The following is a 13,602-nucleotide window of genomic DNA, read 5'->3' as shown; positions in this document are numbered from 1 at the left end:
AGTTTGAGAGCGTTAGTCTTAACCTCAACCCGTTGGGATCAATTCTGGAACAAGCTGAATCAATATGGCTTTTCCATTGCGCTCTAAGGGTATCAAATAAAGGTCGCACCCGTTTAGGATTACCTCAAGCAATTGCGGCTTACTTTCCGAATGCCCACCAACAACGCTGTATTACACACAAGTTAGAGGCATCGCACGGCATTTAAACTATGAGCAATTACCGCAACTAGACGCACAAAAACAATCGCTCAAACTGACTGATGCCAAGCAACAACGACGGTTTGAAATCACGAGTGATGCGGATGATATTTTCGAGGCAACCGATGTCAATCAAGCACAGAAACCGTTGCAAGACTTTGCTCAAAAGTGGCAATTGCTCGAACCAGATGCGGTGCGTACCTTCCTCAAAGATAGTGAATTAACGCTGACGTTCTATCAATTCCCTCACGACCTACACTGCCATATTCGGACTACGAATCATCTTGAGCGATGGTTCCGTGAGTTTCGGGCGAAGTCCGATGAGATTGGTGCGTTTCCAAATGAAACGAGTTGTCTGACTGTGTTTTGTATGGTGCTGGAGCGCGATCATGCCAAACACAACCGAAAAGCCTCCGCGAATAATTCGTGACACTAACTCCGTTAAACTCAAGATCATAATCAAACGTCACGCCGTAATATGAAGCGATCGCACTGGTTGCAATCACCTCTGACGGCCCCATCAGCGTTAGCCCAGTCCCATAGTCAGATTCAAAGGTCGCCAATCTCTAGAGGGAATGAAGGATGCCCAGTAGTAGGGATGGCGATACTGAGAATCATTAAGGAACTCTCGCTGGGTGAGGAGGAGGGCATCGCTGCGTCCGGTGCCGTTGAGCAGACGATCGTAGTACTTTACCATCAGGTCTTTGGTGCCGTCGTCGCTGACTTTCCAGAGGCTAATGAGTTGGGTTTCGGCTCCGGCGAGGGTGAGGGCGCGGCGCAACCCATAAACGCTTTCACCGTTGGCAATGTCACCAAGTCCGGTTTCGCAGGCAGACAAAACGACCAGTTGAGTCCCGCGCAAATTGAGATTGCTGACTTCGAGAGCAGTGAGTATGCCGTCTTCGGTGCCACTTTTGCGGGGGTTGAATCCAGCGAGGGCAAGTCCGGCGCGCAGCAGGGGATTTTCGCCCAGTCCGATCGCGGGAGCGGTGGAGGTTCCTTCAAAGAGGGGGAGTGCGCTGGCGCGGGTTTTGTTGGGGGTAAGTGAAGGGAAATCTTGCAGGAAGAAGCCGTGGGTGGCGATGTGGAGGATGCGGGGAGATTGGATTTGTTGGAGCGCGTTTTCGGTAGCTTGAGAGCCTGTGAGAACGATCGCGTCAGGGAGTTTGGGAGAGATCGCTTTGGCTTCTGCGGCAGTGCCGGGAAGGGAATCAAATTTGAGGGTCGCGAGGTCGGTTGATCGCTGGCCCGATCTACGCTGTGAGGGGGAGATTGGCTGAATGGATTTTTGAGCAACGATGGGAGAATTGCTGCTGCGAAGCTGTGCGGTGGAATTGGGATCACCGGGACGATCGTAGTCGGGATTGGCAACGATTATGGGTGGCTGACGGCTGGGTGAATGGGTTTGCAAACGCAATAGATCACGTCCAGTTGTGAGATAGGTGATGGCGTAGGATTCGACGAGGTAGCGGTTTTGTTCGTCTACGAGGGCGGCGAAGGGGATGAGGTTGAGTTGGCTGTCGGGGGAGATCAGGAGTTGGCGGGTGTTGCCTAGTTTGGTGCGGATGGGCTGCATCAGGAGGGCATCGAGTTGACGGGCGACGGGTTTGGGGTCGATGTTGGATGATTGCAGAAGGCGACGGAATTTGGCGACGAGTTGGTCGATCGCGTCAGCTTCTCCTAAATCGATGGCTTGGATGGTGCCCTGGGGAGTGAGGGTGTAGGCGGCGTAGCGAGGTTTGCCCCATTGCTCAGATTGTTTGGCTTTAGGGTTGAAGGGTTGGTAGCGGATCAGGTCTACTAGAGCGGTATCGGCGGGGATTTGTTTTTGAATGGCTTCGAGGGTGATGGGCTGGCTTTGGGTGCGAAATTCGGCGCTGCGGTTGTTGAGGTCGGCTTCGAGTTGGGTGGCTTGTTGTTGGAGTTGGGTGATGCGGTCTTTGTATTGTTCAGGGGTGAGTTTGCCGAGTCCGCTGTAGTAGAGGGTGGCGAGTTGGGTGCGGACGGCTGCAAGGTCGTCAAAACGCTTTTGATCGGCGGGGGTGAGGTTTTGGCGCAGGCGTTGCGTTCCATCGGTGAGGGCATTGAGGATGCGACCTTTGCGGCGCAGGAGGGTGGTGAGGGCGAGACGGGCGGCGTTGGGGTTGTTGTTAGCAGATTGCAGGTGCAGGGAAATAGTAGCATCAGTGGTTCCGGCAATAGTAGCGAGATATGATTTCTTTTGTGCCTCTGCACCCACAGTGAGACTGATGTCCAGGTTACGTTCTTCGATTTGCAGCCCTTGAGTGAAGAGGTCGGTCGCATCTCCAGCATTTCCCTGACTCCAGTACAGCAATGCCATACTGTTGAGGCTGGTAGAAACCAGGGAATGGTTCTCACCCAGGAGGCGTTTTCTCAACTTCAGCGATTGTTTGTAGAGGAGTTCTGCCTCACCGTAGCGTCCCTGATTCTGGTACAGTCCTGCTAGATTGTTGAGGCCGGTGGCAACATCGGGATGATTCTCACCTAGGAGGCGTTTGTTCAACTCCAGCGATTGTTTGAAAAGGGGTTCTGCCTCAGCGTAGCGTCCCTGATTCTGGTACAGTCCTGCTAGATTGTTGAGGCCGGTGGCAACATCGGGATGATTCTCACCTAGGAGGCGTTTGTTCAACTCCAGCGATTGTTTGAAAAGGGGTTCTGCCTCAGCGTAGCGTCCCTGATTCTGGTACAGCAATGCTAGATTGTTGAGACTGGCGGCAACATCGGGATGGTTCTCACCCAGAATTCGTTTATGGATACTTAATGCTTGTTCTGCCAGGGGAATTGCCTCATTAAACTTGCCCTGCTGGTAAAGCTGCCCTACCTGTTGATTGAGCCGTGCTGCTTCCTTAAGTGCAGTTTCCTTCTCGGCAGAAAACGATCGACCCTCCTGACCCAAAACAGGCAGCACAACACTCGCAGAAACGCCAATGCTGGCAGCAAACAGACCCAGCGAAAGCAAAGTCGAAGCCATTTTTGACACGATCGGGCAACGTTGAGAAGTCATAGCACCAGGTAAAAACGTCTGTAGTGAGTTATCGCTCTCGATCGCCAAAACATATGCAAATCTCAAGCTCAGTAACTCCGATTCACAAAGTATTTGATCGAACACGCTCACAAAATTATTGATGCATAGAGATTATTTGTCCACGATCGCACCTCTAATCTTCAGCATTCGAGTTTGGAAGAGGAACGCACCCTACGGGAAGTGAAGCTACCGCACTTCAAACGACAAATTTCCAGCTTGAAAAAGGAGCGATCGTGTTTCAGACAAAAATTTTTGAGCTTTAAAGAGGAACGCACCCTACGGGAAGCGAAGCTATCGCTTTCCTAACAATAAATTTCGAGTTCTGAACGGGGACGAACACGCGGTGAATTGAAGCTACCGTGCTTCAAACGACAGACCTTGAGTTCCGAAGGGGAACGATCGTAGTTTGTTATGTTCAATCGCGGCATAGTTGCAAATATTCCGGCGAGTCCGCGGGCTAGAAAGACTCCGAAGCGGGGACGTAAGCCGATCTTCAACCCGGCAATCTTTCAGGAACGCTTTCGCCCCATCGAGCGAGTGTTCGCGTGGGAGGGTAAACTCCGGCGCTTATGGCTACGTTTTGAGCGCTTCAGCCAGTTGCACTACGGCTTGAAACCCTTGACATACAGTCTGATCAATCTCTGGCATTTCTGCCAGGGCTAATTCCTTTGTGATTCATCCCTTTTGAGGTTTCAGTGGCAGAACCCCAAACTAGTCCTGCCTTGAAATCGGGACTATGAGCAAAAGCAGCAAAGAAACGACTAAAAACGATCGTGCTGTTGCTTTACAAGCTCAATTTGACCTTGTTATTCAAGATTTCACAGCAGCTTTCAAACAAAACCCGCAACCAGTTGAATGCCAGTCGATCGCAGCAATTCTCATTATGGAAAATAGGGTCTCTAGAACCCTTACAGAAAAGAGGTTTGACAATTGTTCACAAACTCGTAAATCGCTGAAGCCCAATAGACTCGTTTCATAATGAGAATTGCTGAGTCGATCGAGTTGCTGTGGCTTATGTGGAAAGCCTGGAAAACCAGCGAAACGGTGAGGTGATCGAGGCTCGATCGTTTACTGCTTAATGGCTGGAGAACGGCAGTTTTATCGCAGATAATGAAGGTCGAGGCTTCTAATGCGCTTTCCTGCTGAAACTCATACCCGCTAAAGGACGGCAACCTGTGAAGCTGATCGAATCTTCATCCAGAAATCCTGCGATCGCCATCTCAATCACCGCTTCGATGGGCTGCTCGATTTGAGCCGCATAGGTCTGGAGTCCCAGCCTGATCTTGTCTGGAAGCATATTTAGGAAAGTCTGAGCTGCTTCAGGTGTGAGATGGTCTGTAGTGGTTTGCATCGATTCCTCCTACTTCATACGAGTGTTATAGCCTGGTCGAGCACTTTGGATCATCCGTGTTTCGAGATATTCAACCTCTAGAGGGGTTCGCCGTCCCATCTCTACGATAGCAATCCTGACATCATCCGAATCAAGTCGATCCACAAATGCCCAACTTAATGCTTTATGCCCATTCCGAAACCGTCGCCTGAGATTGTTGCCAATTCCAATATATAAGATTCCCTTCCTACGATGACGGAAGGCGTAAAACCCTGGATTAGAGGGCACTGTTTCAAAATCGCGACTGAGTGGATAACAACTTTCAAATGAGGTTAGCGAAAGAGTTTCAAGAATCTCCCGTGCTTCTTCTTTGAGCGCTTCACTCATCTTGCGACTCCAAAGAAGAATCAGTCGGAAACTCGTATCCTCTCGCTTTCAATGCTTCCTCAATGAGTAAAGCAACCATCTGTGATCGAGAACGCCGTTCCTTGGCTGCTTCACGATCAATCGCTTTGTCCACCCCTTCTTCCACGTATGCCGTTAACTTTGGCTTTTTCGTTGCCACAGACTCATTTTCTGATACCGCCATTGATCGTACCCTCCTAGCGTTAATTCACTGCATTTGTTTACAGAGTACTTCACTATGCGTGAGAGTGCGTTACTGTCTAGATGCACAAAAACTAGGGGTCTGACTCACAATCTTCCCCCTAGCTACATTCGTAAAGGCATTCTCATCATGGCAAACAAATGCCTGGGTTTGGGCTTAATTTCGATTGCCCTCCCATTATTTGATTCCCTTACCCGTATTTGCTTGTGGCAAGGCGGAACACTGGTAACAATACAGGGTAGACCACAACAGGCTACACGCACTCCATCCAAAAATGGAACGTTCAAATTTGTCCGTAGACTCAGGAGTGAAACCCAATGAACCGTGCAACTTCTCAAATCTAGGAAATGCCGTTAACGCTAAAGCCAGGAGAAATTATGCTTTATCTGGACTTGCACCGGATCAAGAATATATCGTCGATCGACGCGATCAAATTAGTTAGCAGAGAGCCTTGGCTTTGAGCCACAGCTACGTTACCGAACTTGGCATGGTGACAGTACGCAGGTTGGCATCTACGCGCTACTGCATTACGAACAGCGAGACTATAACTCTAAGTTAGAAGCTAACTATGCGACTGATGAGCAGTTTGAAGCGTTAGCAGCCCAAATCGTGCCCGATACCGCAGTTCACTTCACTTATCGGCTTAAGGAAGGTCGGGCAGTGGCGTAGATTGTGAGAGATCACCAAACAGATTTTGTGGAGACCCGATCTCTGTCGAGTCTTTTTTGTGGGATTTATTTTTAGCGCTATCATTGCCACAGGTAGAGCGATCGTTGAAGTGTTGAGCGTTCTGTCTCCAATTCAGAACCGCTTAAAGTGTTAAGCCAGATTCCGAAGTTGCAAGTAAGCCTGTATAATTCGAGCGATCGCGTTGCGCCTCAGAGACAATCGCCAAAGGAAGCTGAATATGTCCTATCAAGATAACGCCAATAAAAAGCGTTCTAGCTTGGCGAAAGCTTCTGTTGAGGAGCAATCGACCCAAAATGCAACTCCCAAAGAATCGCCTTCAAAAAAGAAAGCAGCCACTCGTAAACCTCAAAAGCCTAACCCAGAAGTTGCGAAGTCCTCAAAGACAAAATCCTCCGCTCTTTCAGAACACCCTAAAACGAGTCCTAATCTCTTTGGCGATCGTCAAACGACTCGAATGGCGGCGGCACTACCCATTTGGGAGGCAAGCAGCATTCTCACGCAGCGCAAACATCTCCCCTGGGATAATGACCTCAATGGGAAACTCTATTACGCACGAGATATTGGAGATGGGCAAGGCGCGATTCACTTCTGGGTGACAGAAAATTTAGAGGATGAGCGCCCCGCAACCTTAGCAGGTGCAGCCGCGCTTGCTGTCATCGACACGTTTGATATTCGGGCTGCTTGTATGCACTTGATCTATGCAGCTCAGATGGAGCGCCCTTGGGAGCAAGAGTTGATCATCGACGATCGTCAAATCGAAGCCTATTTGGGACTCAAAAAACGCACCGACAAAAACCGACAAGAAAAGTTAGCCCTGATCGAAGAATTAGCCAAGCAGCCCTGCAAAATTACAACCTTTATCTCTTGGGCAACTCAAGGCAAAATCAAAGGCTTCACCGTCGAAGAGGGGCGGCTGTGGCACTTGTTGGGAACTCACTATCACTATCAAGAAGATTTGTTCGGCAATAAAGAACTCACTAACATTACCTTCATCTTCAAAGCGGGACTGTGGGCAAAGTATTTTCTCAACGAAGAAGGACGAGGCGATCGCAGTGCTTATTGTCAGCAAGGAAATCTGCCCCAGGCTGTGCTAGAAAGCGTGATGAGTTTGTGGCAACACCGCGAAGGTGCAGCCCGTTTAATGGTGTGGCTACTGTTCAAAACGCAGTTTAATCGCCATGAGCCGCTGAATGTACAAGTCGTGATGGAAGTGGCTTACGGAGCCGAAAAAGTTGAGCAAGCAAGAACAAACAGCGAGTATCGTAAAAAACTAGCAAGCACCTGGGATGAAGACTTGTTGGCACTGCACGATCGCGGTTGGTTAATCCAATTTGACCCTAATACCTATCTCCCAGAAATTCAACCACCGGGGTTTGGGCGAGACGATATGCAGCGCCCACGAGGTTTTTTTGACAAGCTACTCGCTGCCTATCTGTGGATCACTCCCTCTGAAGACTGGATCGCAACCTCTCCAGAGTCATCTCAATCATCAGCAACTTTGCACACGCCTCAACCCAATGAAGTCGATTCTAAATTGACTGGGAGCCGAGTTAAAACGCTCCGGCAAGCTAAGGGATGGAGTCAGCGCAAGTTAGCAAAACTGTCAGGTTTGAGTCAAGGTTTGATTTCATTGATTGAAAACGAAGAACGATCGATTAGTTCTGAGAATGAGCAGATTTTAAATCGGATTTTCGAGTAAAAGCTTTTGTTACCAATGGTTTTAGCCTTTAGACAGACCTACAAGGTTAATCGGATTTACTTCAAAACTCAGTCATGATTACAGGTGATTACAGGGTGTGATTACAAAAAGTGATTACAAAAAGTGATTACAGATGATTACAAACTGAGCGATCGTATCTTTTGGCTTTGATGCTTCCCTAAACTGATGTTTCAAGGGATTTCAGCAGTTGTTCATCTAATGACCGCCTTTGAACTTAGTAATCAAGGCTGGCGATTATTAACTCATCACAATTGTTAAAAATCAGACGCTGAAAGGCTTTAGAAACGATTACACGCTTTCTAGAACCCTACCCCCAACCGAGTGATTACACCAGCTTTCTAGAACCTTACCCCACAGCAGCACTGATTACAGTTCATTCTAGAACCCTATCCCCAAAATCTTCTAGACCCCTACCCCTAAACCCCGCTAGAACCCCACTCCCAAAGCTCTAGAACCCTATCCCCATTATCTCTAGAACCCTACCCCCAATAGGCTGAAACCTCCCCTTTAAGTCTTCTAGAACCTCCCACCCAAAAATTCTAGACCCTCATACCCAACTCCTCTAGAACCCTACCCCCGATCGAGTGATTTAATCCTCGTGTTCTCAAGCTTTTAGAGGTGAAGACATTGATTACTGTAATCAAATTGATTACAGAATTGCTTGATTTTAGAGCCTGATCACTACTTGGCGTTTGCTATAACCGATCCCGATCAGACAACGATCGTTCAATAACCAAACGTGATCCGAGCGCGAGCGCAAAGTCATGACGCAATCAAAGCAAATCTTGAGTTGTAATCAGCGTTGGGAAAAGATATGAGCACGATCTCTTTTTCCCCTTCTCGCTATGTTCAGGAATGGAGCGACGAATTTCTTGCGCTCTTTCCGCATCGCTATGACTACATTTGGGCAGAGCATCCTAACCCTAGTACAAAGGTGGAGTGGAAAACTGAGACTCGTCACCCTCTCAGCGATCGAGTCATTCATCAGGGAAGTTATCTCTACGGCGTTCGCTTCGGGGCAGAAACTTGCTACTGCTTGCTCGATATTGACGCGGGCAGCCCTTATCACCCCAATCATGATCCGTTTGCCATTTCTCGCATCATTGCTGCCCTAGAACCGCTAGGACTGGTAGGTTATCTCATTTGTACCTCCAGCTACAGCGGCGGTTTGCATTTATATTTTCCATTTTCTAAAGCGCAGAGTAGCTGGCAGATCGCGATCGCCATTACAACGCTTCTTGAAAACGCTGGCTTCAAACTCAACCCCGGACAACTCGAAGCTTTTCCTAACCCCCGACCCTACATCGTCGAAGGTGCGCCCAGCCTATTCAACGCGCACCGGCTCCCGATGCAAACCGGTTCTTATCTCCTCAACTCAGACTTTCAACCCATCTGGAGTAACCAACAAGTCTTCGTTCAACAATGGAACTTTGCACAGGATCGCAATGATTTAGACGTCAAGCTCCTCAAGCAAATTCTCAAACAAGCCAAACGCAACCTCTTCCGCATTTCTGGGAAAGCCGATAAGTTCGTCAATGACCTCAACGCTGAAATCGAACTCGGTTGGACAGGTTCAGGACAAACTAACCGACTGTTGGGACGCATCACGATGCGATCGTACATCTTCCATCACGTTCTCTCTAGCGGGAAACCCCTCGAAGGAACCGCCTTAATTGAAGACATTATCGAAACGGCAAGAGCACTTCCCGGTTATCAGGAGTGGTGTCAGCATCAGCATGAGATCGAGCATCGCGCAGAAGAATGGGCAAAGTGTATTGAGAGTAGTCACTATTTCCACTACGGCGACCAGAAAGGAAAATTCAAGGCCACCTCTGAAGAGTTGAAGAAAGCGATCGAGCAGGCTCCCACCTGGAATCAACAGAGATCAGAACGAACAAGAGAACGTATTAGAAGTGCGATCGCAAATCTGCTGGAAACGGGATCACTGCCTTCTAATGCTACGGCTCGATTCAAAACACTATTGGGCTACAAGATTGGAGGTGGATCTCTCTATCGCCATCGAGACTTGTGGCATCCCAACTATTTAACTGAGGATAAATTTAGTCTTGGAAACGCTGTAAGAGAAGATGGACAGTCAGATTACGCTGGGGGCGCATCCGACTGTCACAGTCTCACAAGCTTATTACCTAGCCTTGATGGTAATGACTTGCCAGCTAATGGTTCTAGCGATTCTCTAGCCGAAATTCAGCCAGAGTTAGATGGTAATGCTTTATCAGAAGAGGGTTCTGGGTCTTTAGGCGGCGCTCAATTCGTTCAGCAAACCCTTGCAGATATTCAGGCACACCAAGCGGCAAGGCAGGAAGCGTCTCAAATCGCGGGGCAACGTCAGCAACAGATCAAGCGTGAAGCTTCAAATGCAAAACTGATTGCCCGGATGCAACAGTTTCTCGCGTCTGGCGATCCGATCTTGATGGCAGAGGCACTGGCATGGGCAGAAATCAATCCAAGAGTGTTGAACGTTTCGATGCAGTTGCTTCAAAACGATCTCCAAGACTCAACCCCTTTAGAAGACCAAAATCGCAGCTCTCCAAGTGACATGGGATAATGCAGGAGAAACCCACCGTCCAGAACTTGCAATGGCTAACTTTCAGGGCTTTGGCACTCCGCCTTCGGTCAAACCAAAAGCAAACGAAACGAAGAAGCGGGTTGAGTGGCAAGGGATGCCAAACCTTGACCTCGATACGTGCGTTGAGATGTGGCAAGCCGGACTTTTGCGATTGCGATTACCAGAAGGAGTGGAGGCACGATCTCTGATCGCTGCCGAAACAGAGTGGCTCGATCAGGCTGCCGCAGCCGAGTACATTGCGCCAGAAAAACAGGGTCAGGAGGCAATCTTTTACACGTCCCCACCGCCTGATTTTCTCCTCGAAGCCGCTGATTGGTATCTTTGCCCTGATGATCGTTGGAATCAAGATCCCGTTCCGCTTCAACAAATGATTCAGCGATTCCCAAGGGTGCGACCTCCATCCGATACATTGGAAAAAACCGATTACCTTTTGCTCCATAAGGGTTTTGAGTGCCTGTAAAATTGATCAATGAATAATCAAAAAGACTACTGTGAAATCGTTCAAAAACCTTATCAGCAGGAGGCTTGAGTCACTTTAGTATCAGGTAGAGGTCGCACCCATTCCCAACGGAACTTTTTCAGCTTTCTGGGTCGGGTCAACCGCCTGCATTTTATCCAGACCGCACTCCTGAGTACACGGACGCGCAAGAAACGGTGATGAGAGCGATTTTTCGGGAAACGACGCGCATTGGATGGTCGTTGCCTCAGTACAAGTGGTTTGTGATGGAACAGTTGCGGAAGACCACGGCACACGTCACGTATGATGATGCGGTTCAACTGCTGGCACAGTTGCAACAGATGGACAGTGAGCTAGAAGGCTGACCTCTTTCGTTTTCTTGTCGTCTCGTCGATCAACCGACAATAAAAAGTTTGGTTCTAGAACCAGCGGTTACGATCGCGCTTTCTAGGTGACTGCAATTAATCTGAGTTAGGCTATGAGCAGCCCTGACTCGTAGTGTAAAACGATACCTCCTTGAGAGAACGGGCAAACGGTGAAGCGACTGCACTGAAAGAAGCATTGAGGACAAAGCCTGATCATGCTCAACGAGGCGAATACCTGCCGGAAATACGTTCTACCTAAGCTCAAAGACTGGGAAGAAAGCTCTCAGCATCCCCATCTATTTACCGAGCAGTATGCGATCGATGCGGGTCGAATTTTGACAACCGGGGGACGGACGCGACGACGGCGGAAGAAGTTCGCAGATTATTTGCTTTGCTACACTCGTGATTTTCCTTTAGCAGTCGTCGAGGCGAAACGTCAGCACAAATCGCCGCAGGATGGATTGGCACAGGCAAAAACCTACGCCGAACTGTTGGGGCTGAAATTTGCTTATTCGACCAATGGGGCGGGAATCGTTGAGTTTGACTACACGACTGGGTTAATGACGCAGATGAATTCGTTTCCCAGTCCGCAGGAGCTTTGGGCACGGTGGAGACGGTCGGAGGGGTTGAGCGATGAGATTGCTGAAAATCTACTCACGCCGTTTGATCTGACTGGGGGCAAAATTCCTCGCTATTATCAGCGCATTGCGATTAATCGGGCAGTTCAAGCGATTCTGGTCGGACGAGAGCGATCGCTGCTGACAATGGCAACGGGAACCGGAAAAACAACAGTTGCCTTTCAGATTTGCCAGAAGCTTTGGACGATGAGATGGAACACGACGGGAGAGTATCGAAGACCCAAAATTCTATTTTTGGCAGATCGCAATATTTTGGTGGATGATCCGATGCTGAAGGACTTTTCAGCCTTTGACGAGGATGTTCTGCACAAAATTCAGGGCGAAGTGGTGAAGAGCCGCGAGATTTATTTCGCGATTTATCAAGCAATCGCCAAAGATAAGAACCGTCCTGGATTGTATCGGCAATATAGTCCTGGCTTTTTTGATCTGATCGTGGTGGATGAGTGCCACCGAGGAAGCTCCCGCGATGAAAGCAATTGGCGCGAGATTTTGGAGTATTTTCACCCTGCTTATCAACTCGGACTCACTGCAACGCCGTTGAGGGACGATAACGTTGACACCTACCGATATTTTAAGCAGCCGCTTTACACCTATTCGCTGAAGGATGGTATCGGTGACGGGTTTCTCGCGCCCTATAAAGTGCATCGGGTCAGCACGACTTACGATGCATTGGGATGGCGACCTAGCCCTGATGATCTCGATCGCTACGGGCGCACAATTCCTGATGAGGAGTATCAAACGGGAGACTTTGATCGATCGGTGGCGCTAAAAGCGAGGACAAGCGCGATCGCACGTCACATTACGAGTTTTCTCAAGAAGACGAATCGCTTTGCGAAAACAATCGTGTTTTGTGTGGATGAAGAACACGTTTTGGAAATGGTGGAGGCGCTCAACAATCTCAACGCTGATTTGGTGCAGCAGCATCCCGATTATGTTTGCCGGATTACGTCGGCTGCGGGAGATGTGGGGAAAGAACAGCTTTACAAGTTTAAGGACGTTTTGACGCGATCGCCTGTGATTGCGGTGACTTCAAAGCTGTTGAGTACTGGGGTTGATATTCCGACCTGTAAGAATGTGGTGTTGGTGCGGGTGATCAAGTCGATGACGGACTTTAAGCAGATTATCGGGCGTGGGACTCGTGTCTATGAGGATGATGGGAAGCTGTCGTTTACGATTTTGGATTACACAACGAGTACGCGATTATTCGCTGATCCGGCGTTTGATGCGGAGCCGACTCGGATCGAGATTGAGGCGATCGACGATGTAGGAGAGACGGTTGACGGCAGTGAGGAAGTGATTGAGCCGGAGATTGAAGAGATCGATTTTGAAGATGATGCTCCAACTGGCTTTACGGGCATTCCAGAAGAGGAGAATGCGCTGCCGCGTAAATATTACTTCGATGGAGGGCAATGTGAGGTGATTGGGGAGGTCGTTTATGAGCTTGACCCGAATGGCAATCAGCTTCGGACTTTTAAGCTAGTGGACTACACCGGGGAGCAGGTTCGGACGCTGTATCGATCGACGTTTGAAATACAGCAGCGGTGGGCAAATTCTGAACAGCGATCGGAGATTGTGCAGCAGCTTGCCGATCGAGGAATTGATTTTGAGGATCTCAAAGCGGTGACAAATCAGCCGGACGCTGACCCGTTTGATCTGCTGTGTCACATTGCGTTTGATGCACCTGTGATGACCTGTAAGCAACGAGCAGAACGATTGCGCCGTCAGCGGAAGGACTTTTTTGAGCAGTACGGCGACGACGCGAGAGACATTTTAGAGATTTTGGTCGAGAGCTATGCTCTGGGCGGTGTCGAGCAGCTTGCGCTCCCAGATGCGCTGAAGGTGAAAGCAGTAGAGGAGAAATATGGTAACGTTCGTGAGGTTGCCGAATGCTTTGGGGGAATCGACCAACTGAAGCAGGCAGTAGACCAGTTACAAATTCTGTTGTATTCCGCGTAGATTGATTC

11 protein-coding genes and 1 pseudogene are annotated in these 13,602 nt (G+C 49.1%); 8 read left to right on the top strand and 4 right to left on the bottom strand.

Annotation, left to right across the window (positions count from 1 at the left end; translation table 11 throughout):
• Nucleotides 1–113: 113 nt before the first annotated feature.
• Nucleotides 114–628 (top strand): annotated as a pseudogene (locus tag BRW63_RS19960) (transposase); the annotation flags it as partial.
• 96 nt (nucleotides 629–724) lie between these two features.
• Here the strand turns inward: BRW63_RS19960 and BRW63_RS19955 are convergent.
• Nucleotides 725–3,289, bottom strand: coding sequence for a CHAT domain-containing protein (locus BRW63_RS19955; RefSeq protein ID WP_223257443.1), 2,565 nt, complete (start codon nucleotides 3,287–3,289; stop codon nucleotides 725–727).
• A gap of 691 nt (nucleotides 3,290–3,980) precedes the next feature.
• Here BRW63_RS19955 and BRW63_RS19945 point away from each other — a divergent pair.
• Nucleotides 3,981–4,223 (top strand): hypothetical protein, encoded by a 243-nt coding sequence (locus BRW63_RS19945; RefSeq protein WP_073074162.1) that lies wholly within the window; start codon nucleotides 3,981–3,983, stop codon nucleotides 4,221–4,223.
• A gap of 147 nt (nucleotides 4,224–4,370) precedes the next feature.
• Here BRW63_RS19945 and BRW63_RS19940 read toward each other — a convergent pair whose 3' ends face one another.
• The 3 genes from BRW63_RS19940 to BRW63_RS19930 are packed head-to-tail and all read right to left on the bottom strand — an operon-like array spanning nucleotide 4,371 to nucleotide 5,163.
• Nucleotides 4,371–4,595 carry a hypothetical protein gene (locus tag BRW63_RS19940; RefSeq protein WP_073074161.1) on the bottom strand — a complete coding sequence of 75 codons (225 nt, stop codon included), beginning with the start codon at nucleotides 4,593–4,595 and terminating at the stop codon, nucleotides 4,371–4,373.
• 9 nt (nucleotides 4,596–4,604) lie between these two features.
• On the bottom strand, nucleotides 4,605–4,961 hold the full coding sequence (locus tag BRW63_RS19935) for a GIY-YIG nuclease family protein (protein ID WP_073074160.1): 357 nt from the start codon (nucleotides 4,959–4,961) through the stop codon (nucleotides 4,605–4,607).
• Entirely contained in the window at nucleotides 4,954–5,163 is a 210-nt protein-coding gene (locus BRW63_RS19930; protein WP_073074159.1) for a ribbon-helix-helix domain-containing protein, read from the bottom strand. The genes BRW63_RS19935 and BRW63_RS19930 overlap by 8 nt, the downstream gene beginning before the upstream one ends.
• 712 nt (nucleotides 5,164–5,875) lie before the next feature.
• Here BRW63_RS19930 and BRW63_RS29635 point away from each other — a divergent pair.
• The 6 genes from BRW63_RS29635 (at nucleotide 5,876) to hsdR (ending at nucleotide 13,594) form a co-directional block, all read left to right on the top strand.
• Nucleotides 5,876–6,004 (top strand): hypothetical protein, encoded by a 129-nt coding sequence (locus tag BRW63_RS29635; RefSeq protein ID WP_262983559.1) that lies wholly within the window; start codon nucleotides 5,876–5,878, stop codon nucleotides 6,002–6,004.
• 84 nt (nucleotides 6,005–6,088) lie between these two features.
• On the top strand, nucleotides 6,089–7,570 hold the full coding sequence (locus BRW63_RS19925; protein WP_083583094.1) for a helix-turn-helix domain-containing protein: 1,482 nt from the start codon (nucleotides 6,089–6,091) through the stop codon (nucleotides 7,568–7,570).
• An 835-nt stretch (nucleotides 7,571–8,405) separates the two neighbouring features.
• Nucleotides 8,406–10,157: a hypothetical protein gene (locus tag BRW63_RS19920; protein ID WP_073074158.1), complete on the top strand. Its 1,752-nt coding sequence runs from the start codon at nucleotides 8,406–8,408 to the stop codon at nucleotides 10,155–10,157.
• A gap of 31 nt (nucleotides 10,158–10,188) precedes the next feature.
• Nucleotides 10,189–10,638 (top strand): hypothetical protein, encoded by a 450-nt coding sequence (locus BRW63_RS19915; RefSeq protein ID WP_106254090.1) that lies wholly within the window; start codon nucleotides 10,189–10,191, stop codon nucleotides 10,636–10,638.
• 197 nt (nucleotides 10,639–10,835) lie between these two features.
• The gene (locus tag BRW63_RS28430) at nucleotides 10,836–11,000 is read left to right on the top strand and encodes a hypothetical protein (protein ID WP_181314438.1); all 165 of its coding nucleotides are present in this window, start codon (nucleotides 10,836–10,838) and stop codon (nucleotides 10,998–11,000) included.
• Nucleotides 11,001–11,215: 215 nt separating this feature from the next.
• The gene (gene hsdR, locus BRW63_RS19910) at nucleotides 11,216–13,594 is read left to right on the top strand and encodes an EcoAI/FtnUII family type I restriction enzme subunit R (protein ID WP_181314437.1); all 2,379 of its coding nucleotides are present in this window, start codon (nucleotides 11,216–11,218) and stop codon (nucleotides 13,592–13,594) included.
• The last annotated feature ends 8 nt before the right edge of the window (nucleotides 13,595–13,602 follow it).

Origin of the sequence: Phormidesmis priestleyi ULC007 (assembly GCF_001895925.1) — a bacterium.
GTDB classification, from domain to species: Bacteria; Cyanobacteriota; Cyanobacteriia; order Leptolyngbyales; family Leptolyngbyaceae; genus Phormidesmis_A; species Phormidesmis_A priestleyi_A.
The sequence above is the reverse complement of the archived record's forward strand: the minus strand, read 5'-3'. Positions and strand labels throughout refer to the sequence as shown.